Origin of the sequence: Streptococcus australis ATCC 700641 (genome assembly GCF_000186465.1) — a bacterium.
GTDB lineage: Bacteria > Bacillota > Bacilli > Lactobacillales > Streptococcaceae > Streptococcus > Streptococcus australis.
The window spans coordinates 1,461,207-1,484,389 of the sequence record NZ_GL636091.1; the positions used below are offsets into that span (position 1 = coordinate 1,461,207).

24 protein-coding genes are annotated in these 23,183 nt (G+C 41.5%); 21 read left to right on the plus strand and 3 right to left on the minus strand.

Going from position 1 to position 23,183, the window contains the following annotated elements:
- Nucleotides 1–38: 38 nt before the first annotated feature.
- Together HMPREF9421_RS06800 and HMPREF9421_RS06805 are read left to right on the plus strand one after the other, a co-directional pair.
- Nucleotides 39–1,136 carry a carbamoyl phosphate synthase small subunit gene (locus tag HMPREF9421_RS06800; protein ID WP_006596280.1) on the plus strand — a complete coding sequence of 366 codons (1,098 nt, stop codon included), beginning with the start codon at nucleotides 39–41 and terminating at the stop codon, nucleotides 1,134–1,136.
- Nucleotides 1,133–2,857 (plus strand): ATP-binding protein, encoded by a 1,725-nt coding sequence (locus tag HMPREF9421_RS06805; RefSeq protein ID WP_006597339.1) that lies wholly within the window; start codon nucleotides 1,133–1,135, stop codon nucleotides 2,855–2,857. The genes HMPREF9421_RS06800 and HMPREF9421_RS06805 overlap by 4 nt, the downstream gene beginning before the upstream one ends.
- 208 nt (nucleotides 2,858–3,065) lie before the next feature.
- Here the strand turns inward: HMPREF9421_RS06805 and pepT are convergent, their stop codons facing one another.
- From pepT to HMPREF9421_RS06820, 3 genes are read right to left on the minus strand one after another with little or no spacing between them, the layout of a single operon-like run.
- Nucleotides 3,066–4,286 carry a peptidase T gene (gene pepT, locus HMPREF9421_RS06810; RefSeq protein WP_006596282.1) on the minus strand — a complete coding sequence of 407 codons (1,221 nt, stop codon included), beginning with the start codon at nucleotides 4,284–4,286 and terminating at the stop codon, nucleotides 3,066–3,068.
- 14 nt (nucleotides 4,287–4,300) lie between these two features.
- The gene (locus tag HMPREF9421_RS06815) at nucleotides 4,301–5,119 is read right to left on the minus strand and encodes a Cof-type HAD-IIB family hydrolase (RefSeq protein ID WP_006596283.1); all 819 of its coding nucleotides are present in this window, start codon (nucleotides 5,117–5,119) and stop codon (nucleotides 4,301–4,303) included.
- The gene (locus HMPREF9421_RS06820) at nucleotides 5,116–5,868 is read right to left on the minus strand and encodes a LexA family transcriptional regulator (protein ID WP_006597350.1); all 753 of its coding nucleotides are present in this window, start codon (nucleotides 5,866–5,868) and stop codon (nucleotides 5,116–5,118) included. Before HMPREF9421_RS06820 ends, HMPREF9421_RS06815 begins: the two co-directional genes overlap by 4 nt.
- A gap of 195 nt (nucleotides 5,869–6,063) precedes the next feature.
- Between HMPREF9421_RS06820 and HMPREF9421_RS06825 the strand changes: the two genes are divergently transcribed.
- The 19 genes from HMPREF9421_RS06825 (at nucleotide 6,064) to HMPREF9421_RS06915 (ending at nucleotide 23,182) form a co-directional block, all read left to right on the plus strand.
- Entirely contained in the window at nucleotides 6,064–6,501 is a 438-nt protein-coding gene (locus HMPREF9421_RS06825) for a GNAT family N-acetyltransferase (RefSeq protein ID WP_006596285.1), read from the plus strand.
- A gap of 66 nt (nucleotides 6,502–6,567) precedes the next feature.
- Complete coding sequence (gene lepA / locus HMPREF9421_RS06830; protein ID WP_006597337.1) at nucleotides 6,568–8,394, plus strand: translation elongation factor 4; 1,827 nt, start codon at nucleotides 6,568–6,570, stop codon at nucleotides 8,392–8,394.
- A gap of 139 nt (nucleotides 8,395–8,533) precedes the next feature.
- The gene (locus HMPREF9421_RS06835) at nucleotides 8,534–9,193 is read left to right on the plus strand and encodes a hypothetical protein (protein ID WP_006596287.1); all 660 of its coding nucleotides are present in this window, start codon (nucleotides 8,534–8,536) and stop codon (nucleotides 9,191–9,193) included.
- A gap of 283 nt (nucleotides 9,194–9,476) precedes the next feature.
- Nucleotides 9,477–10,118 carry a hypothetical protein gene (locus HMPREF9421_RS06840; RefSeq protein ID WP_006596288.1) on the plus strand — a complete coding sequence of 214 codons (642 nt, stop codon included), beginning with the start codon at nucleotides 9,477–9,479 and terminating at the stop codon, nucleotides 10,116–10,118.
- Nucleotides 10,119–10,429: 311 nt separating this feature from the next.
- On the plus strand, nucleotides 10,430–10,924 hold the full coding sequence (locus tag HMPREF9421_RS06845) for a YkgJ family cysteine cluster protein (protein WP_006596289.1): 495 nt from the start codon (nucleotides 10,430–10,432) through the stop codon (nucleotides 10,922–10,924).
- A complete protein-coding gene (pynA, locus tag HMPREF9421_RS06850) occupies nucleotides 10,924–11,610 on the plus strand; it encodes a pyrimidine 5'-nucleotidase PynA (RefSeq protein ID WP_006596290.1) in 687 nt (228 codons plus the stop codon). The genes HMPREF9421_RS06845 and pynA overlap by 1 nt, the downstream gene beginning before the upstream one ends.
- A 50-nt stretch (nucleotides 11,611–11,660) precedes the next feature.
- Nucleotides 11,661–12,410, plus strand: coding sequence for a hypothetical protein (locus tag HMPREF9421_RS06855; protein WP_006596291.1), 750 nt, complete (start codon nucleotides 11,661–11,663; stop codon nucleotides 12,408–12,410).
- 123 nt (nucleotides 12,411–12,533) lie between these two features.
- The gene (gene rpsP / locus HMPREF9421_RS06860) at nucleotides 12,534–12,806 is read left to right on the plus strand and encodes a 30S ribosomal protein S16 (protein WP_006596292.1); all 273 of its coding nucleotides are present in this window, start codon (nucleotides 12,534–12,536) and stop codon (nucleotides 12,804–12,806) included.
- Nucleotides 12,807–12,825: 19 nt separating this feature from the next.
- Complete coding sequence (kphA, locus tag HMPREF9421_RS06865) at nucleotides 12,826–13,065, plus strand: RNA-binding protein KphA (RefSeq protein ID WP_003001620.1); 240 nt, start codon at nucleotides 12,826–12,828, stop codon at nucleotides 13,063–13,065.
- A 42-nt stretch (nucleotides 13,066–13,107) separates the two neighbouring features.
- Nucleotides 13,108–13,440 carry a MazG nucleotide pyrophosphohydrolase domain-containing protein gene (locus tag HMPREF9421_RS06870; RefSeq protein ID WP_006596293.1) on the plus strand — a complete coding sequence of 111 codons (333 nt, stop codon included), beginning with the start codon at nucleotides 13,108–13,110 and terminating at the stop codon, nucleotides 13,438–13,440.
- A 75-nt stretch (nucleotides 13,441–13,515) separates the two neighbouring features.
- On the plus strand, nucleotides 13,516–14,298 hold the full coding sequence (locus HMPREF9421_RS06875) for an alpha/beta fold hydrolase (RefSeq protein WP_006596294.1): 783 nt from the start codon (nucleotides 13,516–13,518) through the stop codon (nucleotides 14,296–14,298).
- 36 nt (nucleotides 14,299–14,334) lie between these two features.
- The gene (rimM, locus tag HMPREF9421_RS06880) at nucleotides 14,335–14,853 is read left to right on the plus strand and encodes a ribosome maturation factor RimM (RefSeq protein WP_006596295.1); all 519 of its coding nucleotides are present in this window, start codon (nucleotides 14,335–14,337) and stop codon (nucleotides 14,851–14,853) included.
- Nucleotides 14,843–15,559: a tRNA (guanosine(37)-N1)-methyltransferase TrmD gene (trmD, locus tag HMPREF9421_RS06885; RefSeq protein ID WP_006596296.1), complete on the plus strand. Its 717-nt coding sequence runs from the start codon at nucleotides 14,843–14,845 to the stop codon at nucleotides 15,557–15,559. Before rimM ends, trmD begins: the two co-directional genes overlap by 11 nt.
- A gap of 132 nt (nucleotides 15,560–15,691) precedes the next feature.
- The gene (locus HMPREF9421_RS06890; RefSeq protein WP_006597352.1) at nucleotides 15,692–17,899 is read left to right on the plus strand and encodes a coiled-coil domain-containing protein; all 2,208 of its coding nucleotides are present in this window, start codon (nucleotides 15,692–15,694) and stop codon (nucleotides 17,897–17,899) included.
- A 299-nt stretch (nucleotides 17,900–18,198) separates the two neighbouring features.
- Nucleotides 18,199–18,942 (plus strand): DeoR/GlpR family DNA-binding transcription regulator, encoded by a 744-nt coding sequence (locus HMPREF9421_RS06895; protein ID WP_006596298.1) that lies wholly within the window; start codon nucleotides 18,199–18,201, stop codon nucleotides 18,940–18,942.
- Nucleotides 18,939–19,850, plus strand: coding sequence for a 1-phosphofructokinase (gene pfkB, locus HMPREF9421_RS06900; RefSeq protein WP_006596299.1), 912 nt, complete (start codon nucleotides 18,939–18,941; stop codon nucleotides 19,848–19,850). The genes HMPREF9421_RS06895 and pfkB overlap by 4 nt, the downstream gene beginning before the upstream one ends.
- On the plus strand, nucleotides 19,847–21,814 hold the full coding sequence (locus HMPREF9421_RS06905) for a PTS fructose transporter subunit IIABC (RefSeq protein WP_006596300.1): 1,968 nt from the start codon (nucleotides 19,847–19,849) through the stop codon (nucleotides 21,812–21,814). Before pfkB ends, HMPREF9421_RS06905 begins: the two co-directional genes overlap by 4 nt.
- Nucleotides 21,815–21,955: 141 nt before the next feature.
- The gene (locus HMPREF9421_RS06910; RefSeq protein WP_006596301.1) at nucleotides 21,956–22,330 is read left to right on the plus strand and encodes a DUF1149 family protein; all 375 of its coding nucleotides are present in this window, start codon (nucleotides 21,956–21,958) and stop codon (nucleotides 22,328–22,330) included.
- Nucleotides 22,331–22,333: 3 nt separating this feature from the next.
- Complete coding sequence (locus HMPREF9421_RS06915; RefSeq protein ID WP_006596302.1) at nucleotides 22,334–23,182, plus strand: DegV family protein; 849 nt, start codon at nucleotides 22,334–22,336, stop codon at nucleotides 23,180–23,182.
- The last annotated feature ends 1 nt before the right edge of the window (nucleotide 23,183 follow it).

Here is a 23,183-nt window from a genome sequence, read left to right on the forward strand (position 1 = left end):
TTTTCTCACTTTTCTTTTTGAGTTTGTAAGGAGAATTTATGGTAAAACGTCTCTTAGTATTAGAAGATGGGACGGTTTTTGAAGGAACTGGTTTTGGAGCTGATACCTATGTCAGTGGGGAATTGGTCTTAAATTCTGCCATGACGGGTTATCAAGAATTGATTACCGATCAATCCTATAAGGGTCAAATATTAGCCTTTACTTTTCCAGTTATTGGAACAACAGGAATCAATCGAGATGATTACGAATCGATTTTTCCAGGTTGTCTAGCTGTGGTAGTGAACCAATTAGCGAGCCATCCCAGTAATTGGCGCAAACAGTTGTCCTTGGATGCCTATCTGAAGAAACACAACATTCCAGGAATTCAAGGAGTCGATACCAGAAGGCTGGCTAAAATTGTTTCTAAGTATGGGAGTATGAAGGCTACAGTGGTTAATGAAGGGGATGCGATTGAGCATATCCTAGATCAACTTCGAGCAACCGTCCTACCTTTTGACCAAGTCCGTCAAGTGTCAACCAAAACCCCTTATGCAGCGCCAGGATTTGGAAAGAGTATTGTCTTGATCGATCTGGGCTTGCGTCATTCGGTTTTACGTCAATTAATCGCGAGAGGATGTAATGTAACGGTTGTTCCTTATTCCGTTAAATTGAAAGAATTGAAGGATTTGCAACCGGATGGGATTATTCTATCCAGTGGTCCAGGGAATCCCCATCATATTGATAGTATTTGCCAGGTCATTGCTAAAAATGATCCTCATATACCGATTATGGGAATCGGCTTGGGGGCAGAATTACTGGCCCTTGCCCACGGAGGCAGCCTCAACAACCTAAAAAGGCCTCATCGAGGACTCAACATTCCAGTAAAAGAGGTTGCTACTGGGAAGGTCGAAATTACTAGCCAGAATCACCAGTACAACATTGAACGCGATACCCTTCCACTTGATTTTCTGATTACCCATGAGGAGCTTCATGATCACTCTATCGAGGCTTTTCGTCACCGCTATCTTCCCTTGATTGGTGTCCTCTATCAAATTGAGTCCAGTCCAGGACCAAGAGAAAGTCTCTATTTCTATGATGAATTTATGGATCTGATTGAAAGTAAATTAGACAAAAGAAGGGAGGAGTTATGGTCATGAATCAAGTATCACTTTTGTGTGCAGAATCCTTCAATGATGTCAGTTTGCTTGGAGCACTCACTTCTTGTCCCTTATTAAAAGAACGTGGCTACCAAACAGAAATCCTCTATTGTGGAGATGAGAACGAGATTACCAAAGAAGCTGGAGATGCTGTTTCCGTTATTCGTTTAAAGTTGGATAGTCTAAAAGAAGCCCTTCTAGCAACAAATACAAGAAACTTACTACTGTCTTTTGCGGACAAGCAACTCCTTGGCTTATTATTCCGATTGGAGGAAATTGGGTTTCTTAAGGAGCACAAGATCCGTACTCTAGGAACTTCGCTTCGACAGTACAGAGCCTTTTACCATCAGGCAGACCAAAAGTCATTTTTACAGGACTTGGGTTATCAAGTTCCTTCCTCTTCCTTGGTTTCGACAGTCAGAGAGGCCATTGAGTTTTCGGAGCAGATTCAATTTCCTATTGTTGTTTGGCCACTTGCCAGCAAGCATGGGCAAGGCCGTCGGATCGCTAATAACTTGGATGATTTATGTGAGGCTGTCGAAAATGGGCTAGAAGTATCGCCACAAGGTCAGTGTTTGTTGGAGTTTTCGACAGTTGGTTTCAAGGAGTTGGAATACGTCGTAGTCCGAGATCGACAGGATAATTATTATCTTGCGGGAAATATTGAGAGTGTAGACCCGGTGGGGATCCATTCCAGTGATTCCTATCAAGTCATCCCTAGTCTGACCTTGACGGATACAGAGCACCAGACCTTGCGGGAGGCAGCTTTGTCGATTGTTCGACATCTGAGATTGGTTGGAGCGACCTCCATCAAGTTTGCGCTAGATCCAAAGAGTTATCAATTTTATATTCTTGAGGTCAATCCTTTTGCCTCCGATTCCTTTTCGACAATGTCCATGGCCTTAGGTTATTCGCTTTATCATCAAGCTTTGTGCCTCAAGTTGGGGGATCATCTCTTAGACCTGCCCCATCCAACAATGAAGGGATTAACAGCCTTGTTTGAACCGAGTCTTGACCGAATTTTGTTTAAACTCCCTGTCTTTCCAATAGAGAAAATTTCAAGGGTCCTCAATACTCAGATTAACTCAATCGGTTCTCTCTATGGGTTTGGAACTAGTCTAGAAGAAGCCTATCAGCAAGCTGTTGAAAATTTTGGTTCGGACCAATGGCCTAAGAATATTCTAAAGGATGTTTCGGACGATGAATTGATTCAACGGATTGCTAAACGGATGCCCTACAGATTTTCATCTATTTTAGAAGCTCTACATAGAGGTTTTGAAATGGAGGAAGTTTGTGACTTGAGTCGTATGGATCCTTTCTATCTCCAGTTCTTGTATAATATCTACTTGTACGAGAGACAAGAAAAGCCCCAAATAAATCATTCTTTAAAGTTTCACCCTTTGGATTTGACAGCTGGATTTGGTCATGTTGGAGAAGAGGTGACCTTCTTTAGTTCTATTTGTGGAGAGGACGAGGCATCAGACTGGAGTGACTGGACCTTGTTGGTTGATCGAGGATCTCCAGACGAACCTAGAAGGATTCTACAAATCATTGAACGTCTGAGAACAGAGAAGGAAGCTGGAAGAAAAGTAGTCCTTCTTAGTAATCTACCTTTCGTTGGCCAAGTGGCTAATACCTGCTTACGAATTCCTCTTTCTGTTTATGAAAGTTACCAGAGTCAAATCGATGGACAGTTTGCTAGGGTAGAATACATGGATTAAAAGAAATTAAAAGAGAGTGGGACAGAAATCGGAAATTCGTTAGAATTCGATTTCGTCGTCCCACCTCCGCACAGTTGAGTAGGGCTGTAAAAGCTGACGAAATCAGCGTAGTAAAGCCCACTCAACCACTGCGTCTTGCTCGACCATCCAAAAACAATTAAGAGGCTAGGACTTTTGTCCCAGCCTCATTTTTGTTAAGTATATGGAATTAAGAATGGCTAACAATACCGATAATGGTGTCGACGGCACGCTCCATGGTTTGAAGACTGACATATTCAAAGCGACCGTGCATATTTTCGCCACCAGCGAAGATGTTTGGAGTTGGAATTCCCATGAAGGAAATCTTAGAACCGTCTGTACCACCGCGGATTGGTTCAATAATAGGAGTAATGCCTAGATCTTCCATGACTTCCTTAGCCAAGTTGACTGGTGTCATGTCTTTCTCGATGACTTGTTTCATGTTGTAGTACTGATCTTTAAGAGTCAAGAGAACACGTTCGGCACCAAGTTCTTGGTTCATCTTGTTTGCGATGTCTTCCATCATGGCTTTACGAGCTTCAAAATTCTCTGTCTCAAAGTCACGGATGATGTAGCTAGCATGTGCTTCTTCAACAGTCCCATCGATATTCATCAAATGGAAGAAGCCTTGGTACCCATCTGTTTTTTCAGGGCGTTCTTCTTCAGGGAGTTGATTGTGGAAGTCAATGGCTAACTGAAGTGCATTCACCATTTGGTTCTTAGCAGTACCAGGGTGCACATTGCGACCTTTGAAGGTAATTTCAGCTCCTGCAGCGGAGAAGGTTTCGTATTGCAATTCACCAAGAGGACCACCGTCAACTGTATAGGCAAAGTCATCATTGAAATCTTCTGCATCAAACTTATCTGCTCCGACTCCGATTTCTTCATCTGGTCCAAAGCCAACTCGGATTTCGCAGTGTTTGATTTCTGGATGAGCATTCAAGTATTCGATGGCTGTCATAATCTCAGCAATCCCTGATTTATCATCTGCACCAAGAAGGGTCGTACCGTCAGTAGTAATCAAGGTTTGATCTTTGTAGTTATGGAGGTTAGCAAAGTCAGCAGGATCTAGTGAATAACCGGAATCACCAAGAGAAATAGCGCCACCATCATAGTTTTTAATGACTTGAGGACTGATGTTTTCCGCATTGAAATCAGCTGTATCCATATGTGAGATAAAGCCAATCTTTCGTGTGAGACTTGGATCGTTTGCTGGAAGAGTTCCAATGGCAAAACCATTTGGAAGATAGTAGACATTCTGAAGTCCAACTCGTTCCATTTCAGGGAGTAGCACATTCTTTGCAAACTCTACTTGAGAAGCTGTACTAGGAGTTGTTGTTGAAGTCTCATCAGAGCGAGTGTTGACTTTGACGTAGGTTAAAAATCGTTCTAATAATGTTGGGTATTTCATTTGTTTTTCCTTTTCTAGTTCTGTGCTTGTAAAACATAGCGCTTGATAGCAGTGGCGACACCATCTTCTTCGTTAGAAGTGGTAGTGACATCAGCCAAGGCTTTTATAGCAGATGGAGCATTGCCCATAGCAACTCCAAGACCCGCGTACTCAATCATTTCAATATCATTGTTCTCATCGCCAATAGCCATGACTTGCTCTCTAGGAATACCCAGGTGGTCCGCAAGAGCTCTTAAACCAGTAGCTTTGTTTACGCCTTTTGGAAGAATTTCAAAGAGAATAGGCTGAGAGCGAATAGTATGGAAGCGTTGGGCTAATGCATCTTCATAGGTTTCTTGGAAGGCATCAATTTGCTCTTTCTGATCAATAAACATCCCTTGGAAAATTGGTTGGGCCTCAAGGAGTTCTTCTAAGCCAAGTGCTACAGGTACTGTAGAAACAATACCGGCATCCATTTTGGCTATTTCGGAAGGTTCCTGATTCAAAATGATATAGCGATTTAAATCAAATAAACTTAATTGAGGACGAATCTCCTGCGTCAGTTGATCGAGATAAACCAAATCTTCTTCAGATAAGGCATCATAGCTGATGACAGACCAATCTGAAGAGTTGACAGTTGTACAACCATTATTAATCACCGAGTAGGAGTGGTTACTTCTGAATCCAATCTCTTCAAAGATTGGACGGACACCAGATAGGGGACGTCCTGTACAGATGACGACGTGAACACCAGCAGCTTCAGCATCCAAAAGAGCCTGCTTATTAGCAGGACTAATGGTTTTATCTGGTGATAAAAGAGTCCCATCTAAATCAATAGCGATTAATCGGATCATAGCTCCTCCTCCTTAGCTGGTAGAAAGCTAGCAATGACTTTACCAATTACTCTTGGTTCCTCTTCTAGCGGAATGACCTTGTCACTATACTTTTTATTGAGAGAGACAAGACGGATCCCTTGAGCTTCACGAAAGACACGTTTAATCAAGGTTTGCCCATCGTACTCAATAGCATAGATGGCACCAGCAGTATCGTAGAAAGTTTGCTTGATTAGGGCAACAGATCCCTTTGGATATTTAGGTTCTAACGAGTCAGTATGGATCCAAAGAGCTAGATCATAGGCCAGTTTTTGATCAAACCACACCAAATCTCCCTTAGAAGCACTTTGACTAGCAGCATAACTGTCAAAGACAGTATAGGGTGTGTATTTTTTTTCAATCCGTTTGCGTTCCGCTTGTAAAACCAATAAGCGATTGGCTTCCTCTAGGAGGGAATCTTGAAAATCCTCATCTAGTTGCTTATAGATAAACTCAATCTTAGAATCCTCCAAGGTATCTGGTTGCCCATAACGGGGATCCAGGTCAGAGATGGGAATTTCAAAGAAGCTAGCGATCTTTTCTAAGTTCTCACTGACTGGGAGAGAAGTACCTTTCACATAGCCAGTCAAGGTACTAGCTGGAATACCGGTTGTACGAGATAAATCGACCTGTTTCTTATTTTGAACCTTTAATAGTTCTCTTATTTTTTCGGAAATAATACGCAAAGCCTCTTTATCCTGTGGGCTTGCTTTTCCACGTCCTCTTGCCACGAGCTTCACCTCCTTTTACATTACAATTCATTATAGCGAATTAAATCGAAAAAGTAAATAGAAATCCTTGATAAATGTGAAAAAAGATTGATTGGATATAAATCGTATCAATCTATAAAATATTATTATATTATCCTTGATTTTTTTGGGAATAAGGTCTAAAATAATAAAAAAAGACTTCATGGAGGTTGAAGTATGATTCGTACAGTTCAAGTCAAAGATGCAGGTCAAATTCGAGATTTGTGCCACCAAGCTTTGGGGTATGATTCGACTCTTGAGAAAGTAGCGTCTCAGATCAATAAATTTAATCAGCCAGACTCGGGTCATTTTTGCTTTGTATTCGAAGATGACCAAACAGGAAATATTCTTGGTTATGTCGAAGCAGAAGCCTATGAGAGTATATATAGCGATCCGGGTTTGAATGTTTTAGGACTTGCTGTTTTCCCTTCTGCCCAAGGATGTGGGATTGGTCGGCAATTGATGGAGCGAATTGAAGCTCTTGCTCAAACTCATAACTATTCCTTTATTCGTTTGAGTTCTGCCTCTCATCGAAAAGAAGCCCATGTCTTTTACGAACGAATAGGCTATGAGGGAAATAGAACGCAGAAGCGATTTTTGAAAATAATGGATTAAGATAGGCAAAGGCCTATCTTTTTTGTTATAATGAAGAGTACGATTAATTTTACTAGGAAGATGATTATGCCAAATTTAGAAGAATTAAAAAAACGACAAGAGAAGATTCGGAACTTTTCGATTATCGCCCATATTGACCACGGAAAGTCAACCTTGGCGGACCGAATCTTAGAAAAAACAGAAACCGTTTCTAGTCGGGAAATGCAAGCTCAGCTTTTAGACAGCATGGACCTGGAACGGGAACGTGGGATTACCATTAAGCTCAATGCTATCGAGTTGAACTATACAGCTAAAGATGGGGAGACCTATATTTTCCACTTGATTGACACACCAGGACACGTGGACTTTACCTATGAGGTTTCTCGTTCGCTAGCTGCCTGTGAGGGTGCGATTCTCGTAGTGGATGCGGCTCAAGGGATTGAGGCGCAGACCCTAGCCAATGTCTATCTTGCTTTGGATAATGACTTGGAGATTCTTCCAGTCATTAATAAGATTGACTTACCAGCCGCTGATCCAGAACGTGTGCGCACAGAAGTAGAAGATGTCATTGGCCTGGATGCCAGTGAGGCAGTTCTAGCTTCTGCCAAGGCTGGAATCGGGATCGAAGAGATTTTGGAACAAATCGTCGAGAAAGTCCCTGCTCCTACTGGGGACGTTGCTGCTCCCTTGCAAGCCTTGATCTTTGACTCAGTATACGACCCGTATCGTGGAGTCATTCTCCAAGTTCGTGTGGTAAATGGTATGGTGAAGCCGGGCGATACCATCCAGTTGATGAGTAATGGCAAGACTTTTGATGTAACTGAGGTTGGAATTTTTACTCCTAAAGCAGTTGGCCGTGATTTCCTGGCTACAGGGGACGTTGGTTATATTGCAGCCTCTATCAAGACGGTTGCAGATACTCGTGTCGGGGATACGGTGACCCTAGCGACCAATCCAGCAAGTGAGCCCCTTCATGGTTACAAGCAAATGAACCCAATGGTCTTTGCCGGTCTTTACCCAATCGAATCTAACAAATACAATGATCTTCGTGAAGCCTTGGAAAAATTGCAATTGAATGACGCTAGTCTTCAATTTGAGCCTGAAACATCTCAAGCCCTTGGTTTTGGTTTCCGTTGTGGTTTCTTAGGACTCCTTCATATGGACGTTATCCAGGAACGCTTGGAGCGCGAGTTCAATATTGACTTGATCATGACAGCGCCGTCTGTAATCTATAAGGTCAATTTGACAGATGGAGAAGTGCTAGATGTGTCGAACCCATCTGAGTTCCCAGATCCAACCAAGATTGCTTCAATCGAAGAACCTTATGTCAAAGCGCAAATCATGGTGCCGCAAGAGTTTGTCGGAGCTGTCATGGAATTGGCTCAACGCAAACGTGGGGACTTTGTGACCATGGACTACATCGATGAAAATCGGGTTAATGTGATCTATCAAATCCCACTGGCGGAAATTGTCTTTGATTTCTTTGATAAATTGAAATCCTCTACTCGTGGCTATGCAAGCTTTGACTATGAGTTGTCTGAATACCGTCCATCCAAACTGGTTAAGATGGATATTCTCCTCAATGGAGATACCGTCGATGCCCTCAGCTTTATCGTTCACAAGGACTTTGCCTATGAACGTGGTAAGTTGATTGTTGAGAAGCTCAAGAAGATTATCCCTCGTCAACAGTTTGAAGTGCCTATCCAAGCAGCTATCGGTCATAAGATCGTGGCTCGTACTGATATCAAGGCCCTTCGGAAGAACGTCTTGGCCAAGTGTTATGGTGGGGACGTCTCACGGAAACGGAAGCTTCTTGAAAAACAAAAAGCCGGTAAGAAACGAATGAAAGCTATCGGTTCAGTAGAAGTACCACAGGAAGCCTTCTTGTCAGTTCTGTCAATGGATGAGGAATAAGCTTTTCTTTGGAATAATAGAACAAATGGAGCGTCCCGCTAGGGACGTTTTTCTATCGGGCTAGACAAATAGTGCTTTCAAATCTAAGTAGAACGTGTTAAACTAGAGGTATCAAAATCCATCACAAAGGAGAGGAAAGATGAAAAATAAGTTCTTACTTGCGACCGTTTCGGTCTTGTCAGTTCTTGCTCTTGTAGCTTGTAGCACTCCTAAAAAAGAGTCTAGAAAACCATTGTCATCTGAGTCTAGTTCCACTGAGGTGGTGAAAAAGAGTAAAAAATCATCTAGCAAAAAAACATCTAGTAAGGTAGAGTCAAAATCATCGGATGATACCAAGAGTTCTGTCGAAACCAAACGGGTTGGTTCTGCCGATTATGGCTATATCGATATCCCAAGTAAGTGGATTAAATTTACAGATATAGATGGTGGAGACAGCATTCAATTTACGGATGGAAGTGCTTATAATATCGTTACTATGAATGGGTATACCAAAGAGAAAGCAAATGTCGGTGAAGGGGAAGTCTTCAACGCAGAGTTGATTGCGAACCGAATTGCTTACTATTGGAATGACAATAAAGAAGTAGAGAAAATGTGGGGAGCGAAGACCACTGTATCAGGGAATGAAGCCTTGCAGCTCAATATTATCCTTAAATCTGGACAGTACCTCATTACTTGGGTCTTCCAAAAGGATGATAAGGTATACTTGATGTCTTTTGAAGGGGATAAAGAGACCTTGGCTCAATTCATTCCATACATTGAGGAAACTTGGAGTTTGGATGAGAAAGGTCCAAAAGCCTAATGCATTCGTGAGGAAGTTGGTTCTATTATCACCAATTTTCAATACATGATAGAATAAGATTTGGACGCAGTCATTAAGTTCTATTTCTTGGAACAATTAACTTCTTACAACCTGGTTAGCAAAGAATCTCTCGGGTTGTATATCCTTAAGAAAGCAGGGACTAATTCAAACAGTTCGTCAGTTTGAATTAGTTCTTTTTTTGGTAAGAAATTAAACTGGTCCTTTTAAAATAAAGTATAAGATGTTAGACTAGTGTATATAATCTATCATAGAGGAGAGAAAGATGAAAAATAAGTTCTTACTGGCGTCAGTTACGTTTTTGTCTGTTGTCAGTCTCTTTGCTTGTACTAGTCCAAAGAAAGAGTCTAGTAAATCGTCAGCACCATCTAGTTCCACGAATGTGGCAAAAGAAACAACAAAATCAAGTAGCAAGGTAAAGGAAGAAATATCAGATCATGATAAGAGTTTCGCAGAAACGAAACGAGTTGGATCAGCAGATCAAGGGTATGTCAATATTCCAAGTGACTGGGTAAAATATACAAATGAAGAAGGTGGAGATAATATCCAATACTCAGATAAAAGCGTGGATAATGCGATTATTTTGAACGCTACTACTAGAGAAAGAGCGGGTGTCGCCGAAGAAGAAGATTTTAATGAAGTGATGGCTCAAAGATTTGAGAATGACTTGAACGAAATAAATAAAGTAGTAAAATCGTGGAGATCTACTAGCAAAGTTGGAGGAAATGTAGCCATCCAATTAAACATGATTCTTAAGTCGGGTCGATATGTTACTTGCTGGTTTTTTCAAATAGATGGGAAGTTGTATTACATTGCCTGTCTTGGAGATGAAAAAACATTAGCTCAATTAACCTCCTATGTAGAAGACACTTGGAGCCTTGATGGAACAGGTGCCGTGACGGATTAATCAAGTGAGAGTTTGGCTTAAACTATTCAGTCATTAATGTTTAATAGAAATAACTACATGACGCAGTGGTTGATTGGCATCTTTGTTCGCTTTTTAGCTCCAAAGATAACCTAATGAGTGAAACGAAGTTTCCTTTATCTGCAACCTCCAACAGTCTCCCAGACTGTTGGAGCTATGCGGGGGTGGGAAGATTGAAAAGGTTTGGGGAACCTTTTCAACCTCTTTAAATTTCTCGGAGTTCTGTCCCACTCCCTTTTTTACGGCCTCTATGGTATAATGCTCTTATCCATTTAGCAATTAGAAAGTAGTTTATGACTCAAGAAATTGACTTAGAAAAATACCATCAGTTAGCGCTCCAAAAGCAAAAGGAGCATCGCAAGGTATTGGCGAATCTGAAAAAGAAGCCCCCTAAAAATCTAGATAAAATAGCGCAAGAGATTCACGATGAAGTATTTCAAGAAATTGATTGTACCGCCTGCGCCAACTGCTGTAAGACCCTAGGACCCGATTTTAAAGAAGCTGATATCACGCGCATTGCCAAGTATTTCAAGATGAAGTTGCCTGCCTTTGAAGCAGAGTTTTTAGAAGTCGATGAAGATGGAGACAAGGTTTTTAAATCCATGCCTTGCCCTTTCTTGGGTGGCGATAATCTCTGTTCTATCTATGATGTGCGTCCCAAGGCTTGCCGAGAATTCCCTCATACGGACCGCAAGAAAATCTACCAGATCAATCATTTGACCATCAAGAATACCCTCACTTGCCCAGCAGCCTATTTATTTGTAGAAAAATTAAAGGATCGTTTGTAATGACATATTCATTTTTACTATTTGACCTAGACCACACCTTGTTGGACTTTGATACAGCGGAGGAAGTGGCCTTAACACAATTTCTCAAGGACCAGGGGGTTCAGGATATTCAAGCCTTTAAGGATTACTACAAACCCATGAACCAAGGGCTTTGGAAGGATTTGGAGCAAAAAAAGATTAGTAAAAAAGATTTGATTAATAGCCGGTTTGCAATCGCCTTTGCCCATTTTGGAAGACAAGTAGATGGTGAAGAAATGGCTTTGCGTTACCAGGATTATATCCGTCAACAAGGACAGAGCTTTCCAGGAGCGGAAGACTTGCTGGCCAAGTTGGTAGAAAGAGGTTACCAGCTCTACGGTGCTACCAACGGCGTTACCGCTATTCAGCAAGGGCGTTTGAAGCAATCTTCCATCACCCCTTATTTCAAAGATATCTTCATTTCTGAACAATTAGGAACTCAAAAACCGGAAGTGGCCTTTTATGAAAAGATCGGGAACCTGATCCCAGGTTTTACCAAGGAGCAAGCTCTCATGATTGGGGATTCTCTGACGGCCGATATCGCCGGAGGGAATGCTGGAGGGATTGATACCGTCTGGTACAATCCGGATCACAAAGAAAATACCAGTCAAGCAGTGCCAACCTATGTCGTTGCTGACTATCAAGAGTTATTGGATATCCTTAAGTAAAGATTTATTACAAACTAGCTCTCGGGCTAGTTTTTTGTTATTATGGATAAATGAATATATTTAAACAAATACCATTCAACATCAAGAAATGGGTCGGCTACCTGGTTCGTGCATTCTTCACAGTGGTCGCTCTCTTGATTTGTTTTCTCTTTTATTTTACTAATCAAGAAGAAAAGAAAATCCAAGAGCAAATTTCTGGCTTTTATCAGGAAGCGGGATTTAAAGGTGACGTAAGTTTTAAAGCAGCTGAACTCCATGGCATCTCGACCAAATATGCTTATAGCTATCAAGAAGGAGTTCAGGGAAAGACAGTTCAGTTTGACTTTCCCTATGCAAGCCTCCTATCCAAAGAAGAAATTGGGAGAAATTATGACACGGCTGAAGAACTGGCTCAACATTACAACAGTTGGTTAGTAGCTCCGTTCTTTGAAAGAGCCTTTACGGAATCTCAAGGATTTCAACAATTAAAGCAAGAGATAAAAGAGCGATTTCATCAACAAGGCCTCGAGGTAAGTGAGGTTGGTCTCAACTTACCAATCCAAAATCCCGATTTTGAAGATCAATTGGCAAGAGACTTACTGGCTGCTGAAAAAGCTGGAGAAACGGATCTTCGAGGGATTCTGACCTTGGATTATGCTACCTACCGCCAAATTAAGGGATTTTCCTTTACCGTTACAGTGACTTCCCTCGCCAAAGAATATGAAGGGAAGCACTTGGATGTATCCGGTCTTCCCCCTGGGAACTATGTGATTGAATCGGATACAAAAAATGAAGGATCTTATTACTTTGAGATCGATTAAAAAATTTTTAATAGTGTCAAGTTTTTTTCTTGACAGGTCTATAAAATGTGTTATAATAGATCATGTGCTAAATAGCTTGTCTATTTCACCGAAAATTAAAATATAGAAAAGAGACTTATAAAAATGGCAGTTAAAATTCGTTTGACTCGTATGGGTTCTAAGAAAAAACCTTACTACCGTATCAACGTAGCAGATTCACGTTCACCACGTGATGGACGTTTCATCGAAACAGTTGGAACTTACAATCCACTTGTTGAAGAAAACCAAGTAACTTTGAAAGAAGACCGCGTTCTTGCATGGTTGGCTGATGGAGCTCAACCTTCAGATACAGTTCGCAATATCCTTTCAAAAGAAGGTGTATTGAAGAAATTCCACGATTCTAAATTCTCAAAATAATCATAAAGTAGGTTGATGTATGGATACGATTGAAAATCTTATTATTGCAATTGTGAAACCCTTGATTTCACAACCGGATGCCTTAACCATCAAGATCGAAGATACTCCTGAATTCTTGGAGTACCACCTTGACCTTGATCCTAGCGATGTTGGTCGAGTGATCGGTCGGAAAGGTCGCACCATTTCTGCGATAAGAACGATTGTCTACTCTGTCCCAACTGAAGATAAAAAAGTAAGAATCGTTATTGACGAAAAATAAAAGGCGGGACTCTGTCCCGTTTTTTTGTTGCAAGGAGAAGCTATGAAAGAAGTGACCATTCGGCAATTACAAGCCTATTTAAAAGAACATTACAAAGACGGTCGTACGGAAGAAGGTCTGTTTATCAAGCTCGTCGAAGAGGTTGGGGAAGTTGCCGAGGTCTTAAATGGTCGTTCTGGACGAAAAGAAGGGGTTCAGGACTCAAATGAGGAATTGGCCAAAGAACTGGCTGATATCATACACTATACGGTTGCCATCGCTGCCATTAATGAGATTGACCTTACTAAAACAATTTTTGAAAAAGATAAAACAGCAGCTGTCAAATACCAGCACCAGAAGGATTTGGAGCAGTTTCTAGCAGAAAAGAGCATTTGAGAAAATCCTTTGAACGTGATAAAATAAAACGTAAGGTTGTTAAGTGAATTGTTGTTTAGAAAGAGTTGTTTTGATATGAACCGATTTGAAGTAACTACAAAGATTGGTTGTTTCTCTGTTACTTATAAAAAGAGAAATAAAGTACTAGTTTGTTTAAATGGTGCTGGTTTGATACCGAGTTATGAAAATTTTCTACCAATACTTGAAAAACTTCCTTCCTCAATAGGTTACCTTACGATTGATTTTCCGAATACAGGTAGGAGTCCGATTCATAATCAAACAGGAATTAATTTGGATAATCTTGTTGAAGCGGTATACGAAATCCTGAAAGGATTGGAAATTTCCAATTATATACTTTGTGTTCATAGTTTAAGTGGTGTTTTGGCTTTAAAGTTAATGAGTCAACCAATTAAGTGTCAAGCCTTGATAGCAATTGAACCAACAACAAAAAATATAATGTTTGCTGATTTTTCAAAAAATCCTTATCCAAAAATGGAAGAGCAAATGAGAATGATCGAAGAATGTGGTCCGGAAAATTATTTTAAGGGACTAACTCAAGCAACATTTGAACCTGAAACTGATAGACTGATTTGGAAATTGATGGAAGAAAAGGGCTTAGAATTGGAAAAGCAAGTTCCTGGATTTCAGATATCTGTAAATATTACTTCTGAAGATTTTGATAGTTTGTCCTTAGCAGATAATATTCCTGTTTTCGTATTTTGTCAGGCGTACAGAGAAAAAGAGTACAGAGATTCAGAATATTGGAATTCTAATACAAAACTCATTCTAGGTGGAAACCACCACTATCTACAGTGGTCAGAATCGGAAAAAATTGCAGCTCTTATTAGAGAACTGTAGAGATAAATTAATTAAAAGAGGAATATAAAGAATAAAATGAATTATTTTAACGTTGGGAAAATTGTCAATACCCAAGGCTTACAAGGAGAGATGCGGGTCTTGTCTGTGACAGACTTTGCGGAAGAGCGTTTTAAAAAAGGAGCTGAATTGGCCCTCTTTGATGAGAAGGATCAGTTTGTCCAAACAGTGACCATTGCTAGCCACCGCAAGCACAAGAACTTCGACATCATCAAGTTTAAGGATATGTACCATATCAATGCCATCGAAAAGTTCAAGGGTTTTAGCCTCAAAGTTGCTGAGGGAGACTTGACAGATTTGGATGAGGGTGAGTTTTATTACCATGAGATCATTGGCCTTGATGTATACGAAAATGACAACCTCATCGGTCAGATCAAGGAAATCCTGCAACCAGGTGCCAATGATGTTTGGGTCGTAAAACGCAAAGGAAAACGTGACCTTCTCCTGCCTTATATCCCACCAGTAGTCCTCAGTATTGATATCCCAGGAAATCGGGTGGATGTAGACATCTTAGAAGGGTTAGACGATGAAGATTGATATTTTAACCCTCTTTCCAGAAATGTTTTCGCCTTTGGAGCACTCTATTGTCGGAAAGGCGCGTGAAAAGGGAATTCTCGAGATCAACTACCATAATTTCCGTGAAAACGCAGAGAAAGCCCGTCATGTGGATGATGAACCTTATGGTGGCGGGCAGGGCATGCTCTTACGCGCTCAGCCCATTTTCGATACCTTTGATGCCATTGAGAAAAAGAACCCGCGCGTGATCTTACTTGATCCAGCAGGTCGGACCTTTGATCAAAGTTACGCAGAAGAATTAGCTCAAGAAGAAGAATTGATCTTTATCTGCGGTCACTATGAGGGCTACGACGAACGGATCAAGACCTTAGTGACAGATGAGATTTCTCTCGGCGATTATGTCTTGACCGGTGGTGAGCTAGCTGCCATGACCATGATTGATGCGACAGTTCGCTTGATTCCAGAGGTGATCGGAAAAGAGTCCAGTCACCAGGATGATAGTTTCTCGTCTGGGCTTCTAGAATATCCTCAATACACTCGGCCCTATGAATACCGAGGGATGACAGTTCCAGATGTCCTCATGAGTGGTCACCATGAAAATATCCGTCAATGGCGTCTCTATCAGAGTTTGAAAAAGACCTTGGAGCGTCGCCCTGATCTGCTAGAAAACTATAAATTGACAGCAGAAGAAGAGAAGATATTGGAGAAAATTAAACAAGAAGAATAACAGCCTTTGCTGTTTTTCTTTTGCCATAAAAATAATAAAAAATCTTCCTCATCCTACTAGTTATTGGTAACAAAATGTGGTATTCTAAAGTGGAGAGAGAAGAGATATGAAAAAGTTTTGGTGGTATTTGCAATGGGCAAAAAAATAAGAAAATCAGTCTTTACAACGGGTGTCGCAGAGACAACCCTCTTTTCAGGTTTGGCTGGACATAAGGCGCAAGCAGAGGAGATCGCCCAGAAGGACACTGCTGATCAGCAATCGACGGATGTGATTGGAATGGATACAAGTTTTATGGATGTGGATATCTTAAATGAACAGTTGTTAAAAGCTGAAAAAAGAGTAGAAGACCAACGTTTGCGCTTGAATCAAGCTCAATCTGAATACAATGTAGCCAAATCTGGTCTGGAAGCTGCGGAAGCGAACCTGCAAATCACTGAAACAAGGATTCAAGACTCCAATCTAAGCTCCATTGGCAAAACTGAGAATGAAGTTGCGGTTGCTGAAGCAGTTGTTATTTTAGAAGAAGAGAAGGTACGCCAAGCAACAGAATCTGATCAACAAGTCCGTTCTGCTATAAAGAATCAAGAGAATAAAATCGCTGCTCAACAGTTGCTTGTTGATATTGCAGGTAATGAATTGAGAAAAGCCAAACAACCCATCCAGAACGATGAGACAGTATTAGCCAATGCACAGCAAAAAGAGGAGCAGGCGCAAAACGAAGTAAAAATAGCTCAAGCATTAGTGGTTAATTTGACAGAAACTCATGCCAATGTGCCCCAGGTCTTAAAGCAGGTTTCCAGTGAGATTGCTGGTGCACAGGAGAAAATTGAGAGATTAGCCCATCAAATTTCCCTAAAAGAAGTGGAGTTAGAACAGGTCCGTGAAGCGGCAATGCTGAGTCCCATCAATCTTCAACAGGCAAGCTATGAGACCTTACTTCAAGAGTGGGCCAAGGCAGGTGACCAAGGCGCTGTCGAAGCCTTGGCTCTTTATCGCCGTAGGAGTGAAGAGGACCAGCTGGCAGGTGGAAAGGTCACTAGATTAGATAACGTCTTAAAAGCGTTAGAAATTGTTGATGCCGTCAATCAATATCGGCGCCAGGCTGGTTTAGCGGAACTTTTGGTAGCTCCTTATCAGTTACCTGCTAGTCAACTCCAAACAGAGTACTATGTAAACCATCGGTCAGAACAGTCCAACTTCCAGGAGAATGAAAATGTGGCTTGGGGGTATCGGCCTAGAGAAGCTGTTGCCATCTGGTATAGTGAAAAAGACCTCTATCGTCAACTGGCTCATCAATATGGTTTATCGACGGATGAAAGTCAGTTAGATCCTAGACAAATCTCCAGAAAAGTGGAACCGGAGCTATTTGCTAAGGTTGGACACTATGTCCACATGATGGGAAATCAATACAAGGCCATTTCAGTTGCCTATGATCCAGATTTAGAAGTATCTCAAGCAGCTTTCTTTGAAGAAGGAAGTCCGCTTTATACCAGTGAAGAACTGACCAAGTGGATGAGAAAAGTTGCCGATGCAAGGACGACAAAAGCAGATGTGAAGGCTGTAAAAAATACATTGGAGAGTCTAAAGGTCGAAAAGATTAACCAAGAGTCTCGCATCAATATTCTTTCTGGTCATTTATTCGATGTCAAGAATTCTCTTGCAAGTCATGAGCAACTATTGGCGCGTGCACAACGTAACCTAGCTTCAGCGATGAAAAAATGGCAGGCTGCGTCGACAGAAGTCAAGGAAGCGGAAAACTCACTGGCAGTATCACGAGCTCGTATACAAGGTAGTATTAGCCCGAAAGAAAAAGCCTTGAAAAATGTTACTCTAGCATTAGAAGAAGATAAAAAGCAATTAGAAGCTTTACAGAATGCAGCGAAAGAGACTGCATCTAAGCTTGAAGGAGCACATGCCCAACTTCAAATCGCTCAAAAACAATTAATGCAAGCAAAAAGTCATCTAAAACTGTTTACCAATTCATCTGAACTGCTAGTTGATGCCCAGGCCTTGGTGGCTTCCGCAAAAACTGAACTCGAAGAGAAAAAAGCACAGTTTGAGGCAGAGTTTGAAACTTTTATGTCTTATCAAAAAGAGGCTAGCGATTTCAGGAGTCGGATAGAGAAGATTAAGTCGAGTGATAATGGAGAAAAATCTGCAGTAGCAGGGGAGGAAGGAGCAACTTATCAGGCTCAGCTTTCTCAAGATGATTCTAGTCAAACAGAGGATCCGTTAGAAGCTGAAGATGACTTTCAAGAAGATGCAGGAAGAGAAGAAAAAAAGAGAAAAAAGGGATTATCTAAATGGTTCCGAGGACTTGGGTTTAAAAAAGATCAATAGCTGTAAAAGCTGATGAAATCAGCGTGGTAGAGCCGACTCAACCACTGCGTCTTGCTCGACAATCTAAAGAAAATTGAGAGGCTAGGATTTTTGTTCCAGCCTCTTTTTCTTGCGCAGAAAGTTGAAATTGGTGAATTATTTAACGGTTTACAGGACTATGATTGATGGTTCAATAGGTAGTTTAAAAGTTAGAGTAATAGAAAAAATGATAGAAAATGAAAGAAAATGATATTTAGTGCTTGACTTTGAAAGATAAGAGAGTATAATAGTCCTTGTAATCGTTTCCGAAAGGAGGTTATATGTTAAAATCTGAACGAAAACACATCATTTTAGAAAAGGTTATCAAAGAGCGAATCGTCTCTATTGAAGATTTGGTCCAAGAGTTAAACTCCTCAGAATCAACGGTTCGACGTGATTTGGATGAATTAGAAGCTGAGAATAAACTGAGACGGATTCACGGTGGGGCTGAAAGTCTTCATTCCTTGCAGGAAGAAGAAAGCAATAAAGATAAAGCAATCAAAAACGTGCAAGAAAAATCTGCTATTGCAAAAAAAGCAGCAGAATTGATCAAAGATTTTGAAGTTGTCTTTATCGATGCAGGAACTACCAATGAATTATTAGTTCATGAGTTGGCCAATCCAACCGTTACAGTTGTGACCAATTCCATTCACCATGCAGCTAGTTTAGTGGAGAGAGATATTCCGACGGTCATCATCGGCGGGATGGTCAAAACGTCGACTGACGCTAGCATCGGAGGAATAGCTTTGAATCAAATCGGCCAGTTGAGCTTCGATCGAGCTTTTATTGGGATGAATGGCGTCGACCTGGAGTCCTACAGCACACCGGATCTTGAAGAAGGGGCCGTCAAACGCGCCATTCTAGAGAATGCAAAGAATACTTACATTCTTCTAGACTCGTCGAAACTTGGGCGGACATCTTTTGTTAAGGTAGCCCCGGTTAAGAGAGCAACCATCATTACCAATGCTTCAGATACGGAAATCCTTTCTAAATTAAAAGAAAAAACGGAGGTTATAGAGGTTTGATTTATACAGTTACATTAAATCCAGCGATTGATTACATCGTCCGTCTCGATCATGTAGAGACAGGGGCGGTCAATCGGATGGCTTCGGAAGATAAATTTGCCGGTGGTAAGGGAATCAATGTCAGTCGTGTCTTGAAGCGACTTGATATCGAGAACACAGCGACAGGATTTATCGGTGGCTTCACAGGACGCTTCCTGGAAGACGTGCTGACTAGCGAAGCCATTTCAACCAACTTTGTGACAGTGGACCAAGATACCCGGATCAACGTCAAAATCAAAGCCGATGAGGAAACGGAGATCAATGGCAATGGCCCAGAAGTGACGGAAGCTCAGTTGCAAGAATTGCTCAGCATCCTATCAAGTTTAGCAGCAGATGATGTGGTAGTCTTTGCAGGATCTGCCCCATCTTCACTTGGAAATGCCGTTTACAAACAATTGATCGCAGCAACTCGTGCGACAGGTGCGCAAGTGGTTTGCGACTTTGAAGGGCAAACCTTGATTGATTCCTTGGAATTCAATCCGCAATTGGTCAAACCAAACAACCATGAGTTGGGAGATATTTTTGGCGTTACCTTGACGGAATTGCCAGAAATCGAACGCTATGCCAAAGAAATCTTGGCAAAGGGTGCACAAAACGTCATTATTTCCATGGCGGGTGATGGTGCTCTTCTTGTCAGTCCAAGCGGCACTTACTTCGCAAAACCAATCAAAGGGCAAGTGAAGAATTCAGTCGGAGCTGGCGATTCTATGGTAGCAGGCTTCACTGGGAAGCTCGCAACGACAGGAGATGTCATCGAAGCCTTCAAATGGGGAGTGGCTTGTGGAACAGCGACCACCTTCTCAGATGATTTGGCGACAGCTGACTATATTAAAGAAACTTATGAAAAAGTAGAGGTAGAAAAACTATGAAAATTCAAGACGTTTTAAATAAAAACGTGATGTTGTTTGATCTCCAAGCAACAGATAAAGAGGGTGTGATCAATGAGATGGTCCAATCGCTCGTTGACAATGGTGTGGTGACAGATTTTGAAACCTTCAAGACTGGGATTATGAACCGTGAAGCACAAACTTCAACTGGTTTGGGTGACGGAATTGCTATGCCGCACAGCAAAAATGAAGCTGTCAAAGAAGCAACGGTCTTGTTTGCAAAATCAAACAAAGGTGTTGATTACGCATCACTTGATGGGCAACCGACTGATTTGTTCTTCATGATCGCAGCTCCAGAAGGAGCAAACGACACTCACTTGGCAGCCCTTGCTGAATTGTCTAAGTACTTGATGAAACCAGGATTTGCGGACAAACTTCGCCAAGCAAGCACTCCTGAGCAAGTGATCGCAGCCTTTGATGCGGAAGAGCAAGTAGCTGCAGCAGAAGAAGCGAAAAAAGCAGAAGCAGTCAAAGAAGCAGCAACATCTGACAAACCGCTCATTGTTGCCGTTACAGCATGTACAACTGGTATCGCCCACACTTACATGGCAGAAGAAGCCCTCATCAAAAAAGGTGAAGAAATGGGAGTTACGGTCCGTGTTGAAACAAACGGTGCATCCGGTGTCGGCAACCGTTTGACAGCTGAAGAAATCGCCAAAGCTGAAGGGGTGATCATTGCGGCAGATAAAGCAGTTGAAACAGCTCGTTTCGATGGCAAAAAATTGATCTCTAAACCAGTCGCAGCTGGTATCCGTCAAACCGAAGAATTGATTCAAACCATCTTGGATGGCAAAGCAGATGTCTTCCACGCTGAAAATGCAGCAGAAGCAAGCGCTAGCCAAGAAAAATTGAGCTTAGGTGGAGCCTTCTACAAACACTTGATGAGTGGGGTTTCTCAAATGCTTCCATTCGTTATCGGTGGTGGGATCTTGATCGCCCTTGCCTTCTTGATCGACCAAATTCTTGGGGTGCCTCAAGATCAATTGTCTCAACTTGGTTCATACCATGAATTAGCAGCTCAATTTAAAACAATCGGTGGTGCAGCCTTTGGCTTCATGCTTCCTGTACTTGCAGGGTACATCGGATTCTCCATCGCTGAAAAACCTGGTTTTGTAGCAGGTTTCGTTGCTGGTTCCATTGCGAGCTCAGGTTCAGCATTTGGTAACATCGCTTTCGGTGCTGCTAAAGGCGAATTGCCAGCCGCCGTATCATCTGGTTTCCTTGGAGCTTTGGTAGGTGGTTTCCTTGCGGGTGGAGTCGTTCTCTTCCTACGCAAAGCCCTTGCAGGTCTTCCACGTTCACTCGAAGGTATCCGCTCGATCCTTCTCTTGCCATTACTTGGTGTTGGTTTGACAGGTTTCTTGATGTTCCTTATCAACATTCCAATGTCAGCGATCAATACTGGTCTTAACAACTTCCTTTCAAGCTTGTCAGGTAGCTCAGCTGTCCTTCTTGGACTTCTCGTCGGCGGTATGATGGCTGTCGATATGGGTGGACCAGTTAACAAAGCCGCTTATGTCTTCGCTACAGGTACACTTGCTGAATCTGTTGCTTCAGGTGGTTCTATTGTTATGGCAGCCGTTATGGCGGCTGGTATGGTTCCTCCATTGGCAGTCTTCGTAGCAACTGTCTTGTTCAAAGATAAATTCACACAAGAAGAACGTGATTCAGGTTTGACAAACATCGTTATGGGTCTTTCCTTCATCACAGAAGGTGCCATTCCATTCGGTGCAGCTGACCCAGCTCGTGCCATCCCTAGCTTCATTGCAGGTTCTGCATTGACAGGTGCCCTTGTTGGTCTTGCAGGCTTGAAACTTATGGCTCCTCACGGAGGAATCTTCGTTATCGCTCTTACATCAAATCCACTTCTTTACATCTTGTTCGTATTGATCGGTGCAGTTGTAAGTGGTATCTTGTTCGGATTGCTTCGCAAACCTAAAAACTAATCATGACGAAAAGGTTGGAATTTCCCCAGCCTTTTTCTCTTTCTTTGATAGAAAACAGTATGAAAAGACATGGTTCTGCAATAGAATCTTGATTTAATTTATGGTATAATTTTCATAACGCTTATTTTTAGGAGAACAAGTATGGATATCCAACGTGAAAAAGAATTCGTCAGCCAGTATCATTATGATGCTCGTAACTTTGAATGGGAAAAAGAAAATGGAACTCCCGAGACAAAAGTAGACGTCAACTTTCAATTAATTCAACGCGATACAGAGTTGAAGACAACCTCTTTAATCGTTATTTTGACCTATATGATTGTCTTTGATGGCTTTGTCATCAGCGGGACCATTACCCAAATCAACCACATTCACAATCGTTTGGTCAGTGAGCCAAGTGAATTCAGCAAAGAAGAAGTGGAAGAACTAGCTCGTCCTTGCTTGAATATGCTGAATCGTTTGACCTATGAGGTAACTGAAATCGCCCTTGATTTACCAGGGATTAATTTGGAGTTTTAATGCATGAAATTAGCAGTCATCACAGATTCTTCTGCCTATCTATCAGATGAATCAAGAGGACACGATAATTTATTTGTCCTAGATATTCCAGTTGTCATTGATGGAGTATCTTACGTAGAAGGTAAAAACCTGACAGCAAAAGAGTTTTATCAAAAGATGGAAGCTTCGTCTGAACTTCCGAAAACGAGCCAACCTAGTATCGCGGAATTAGAAGAACTCTTGATGCAACTAGAAGCTAAAGGCTATACCCATGTTTTAGGGATTTTCCTTTCTTCTGGCATTTCTGGATTTTATCAGAATATCCAGTATTTGAAGGAAGAGTTTCCGAATCTAACTATTGCTTTTCCAGATTCTAAGATTACTAGTGCCCCACTTGGGTGGATGGCCGAAGAAGCTATCAAATGGGCAGATGAAGGTCGATCATTCGATGAAATCCTGGCCAATATTCAGATTCAAATCGATGGGACTTCTGCCTATATTATGGTGGATGATCTCAATCATTTGGTCAAAGGTGGCCGTCTCTCTAATGGAGCTGCAATCCTTGGGAATCTTCTCAGCATCAAGCCCATCCTCTATTTTAACGAGGAAGGCGTGATTGAAGTGTATGAGAAAGTTCGTACTGAGAAAAAAGCCATTAAACTTTTAGCTGAGATTGTCAAAGAAGGAACTGCGGATAAAGACTATCAGATTATTATCATTCATGGGAATGCACTGGATAAAGCAGAAACGCTTCGTGATATTCTTCATCAAGACGGTTTTACTGGTGAGATTCCATTTGCGACTTTTGGCAGTGTCATTGGTACACACTTAGGAAATCATAGCGTTGCTATTAGTTTTGTACCGAAAGTATAAG

What these genes read in the sequence shown, in the direction of transcription:
- HMPREF9421_RS06800 (WP_006596280.1), top strand. Translation starts at nt 39, where the DNA reads ATGGTAAAACGTCTCTTAGTATTAGAAGATGGGACGGTTTTTGAAGGA.
- HMPREF9421_RS06805 (WP_006597339.1), top strand. Translation starts at nt 1,133, where the DNA reads ATGAATCAAGTATCACTTTTGTGTGCAGAATCCTTCAATGATGTCAGT.
- pepT (WP_006596282.1), bottom strand. Translation starts at nt 4,286, where the DNA reads ATGAAATACCCAACATTATTAGAACGATTTTTAACCTACGTCAAAGTC.
- HMPREF9421_RS06815 (WP_006596283.1), bottom strand. Translation starts at nt 5,119, where the DNA reads ATGATCCGATTAATCGCTATTGATTTAGATGGGACTCTTTTATCACCA.
- HMPREF9421_RS06825 (WP_006596285.1), top strand. Translation starts at nt 6,064, where the DNA reads ATGATTCGTACAGTTCAAGTCAAAGATGCAGGTCAAATTCGAGATTTG.
- lepA (WP_006597337.1), top strand. Translation starts at nt 6,568, where the DNA reads ATGCCAAATTTAGAAGAATTAAAAAAACGACAAGAGAAGATTCGGAAC.
- HMPREF9421_RS06835 (WP_006596287.1), top strand. Translation starts at nt 8,534, where the DNA reads ATGAAAAATAAGTTCTTACTTGCGACCGTTTCGGTCTTGTCAGTTCTT.
- HMPREF9421_RS06840 (WP_006596288.1), top strand. Translation starts at nt 9,477, where the DNA reads ATGAAAAATAAGTTCTTACTGGCGTCAGTTACGTTTTTGTCTGTTGTC.
- HMPREF9421_RS06845 (WP_006596289.1), top strand. Translation starts at nt 10,430, where the DNA reads ATGACTCAAGAAATTGACTTAGAAAAATACCATCAGTTAGCGCTCCAA.
- pynA (WP_006596290.1), top strand. Translation starts at nt 10,924, where the DNA reads ATGACATATTCATTTTTACTATTTGACCTAGACCACACCTTGTTGGAC.
- HMPREF9421_RS06855 (WP_006596291.1), top strand. Translation starts at nt 11,661, where the DNA reads ATGAATATATTTAAACAAATACCATTCAACATCAAGAAATGGGTCGGC.
- rpsP (WP_006596292.1), top strand. Translation starts at nt 12,534, where the DNA reads ATGGCAGTTAAAATTCGTTTGACTCGTATGGGTTCTAAGAAAAAACCT.
- kphA (WP_003001620.1), top strand. Translation starts at nt 12,826, where the DNA reads ATGGATACGATTGAAAATCTTATTATTGCAATTGTGAAACCCTTGATT.
- HMPREF9421_RS06870 (WP_006596293.1), top strand. Translation starts at nt 13,108, where the DNA reads ATGAAAGAAGTGACCATTCGGCAATTACAAGCCTATTTAAAAGAACAT.
- HMPREF9421_RS06875 (WP_006596294.1), top strand. Translation starts at nt 13,516, where the DNA reads ATGAACCGATTTGAAGTAACTACAAAGATTGGTTGTTTCTCTGTTACT.
- rimM (WP_006596295.1), top strand. Translation starts at nt 14,335, where the DNA reads ATGAATTATTTTAACGTTGGGAAAATTGTCAATACCCAAGGCTTACAA.
- trmD (WP_006596296.1), top strand. Translation starts at nt 14,843, where the DNA reads ATGAAGATTGATATTTTAACCCTCTTTCCAGAAATGTTTTCGCCTTTG.
- HMPREF9421_RS06890 (WP_006597352.1), top strand. Translation starts at nt 15,692, where the DNA reads ATGGGCAAAAAAATAAGAAAATCAGTCTTTACAACGGGTGTCGCAGAG.
- HMPREF9421_RS06895 (WP_006596298.1), top strand. Translation starts at nt 18,199, where the DNA reads ATGTTAAAATCTGAACGAAAACACATCATTTTAGAAAAGGTTATCAAA.
- HMPREF9421_RS06905 (WP_006596300.1), top strand. Translation starts at nt 19,847, where the DNA reads ATGAAAATTCAAGACGTTTTAAATAAAAACGTGATGTTGTTTGATCTC.
- HMPREF9421_RS06910 (WP_006596301.1), top strand. Translation starts at nt 21,956, where the DNA reads ATGGATATCCAACGTGAAAAAGAATTCGTCAGCCAGTATCATTATGAT.
- HMPREF9421_RS06915 (WP_006596302.1), top strand. Translation starts at nt 22,334, where the DNA reads ATGAAATTAGCAGTCATCACAGATTCTTCTGCCTATCTATCAGATGAA.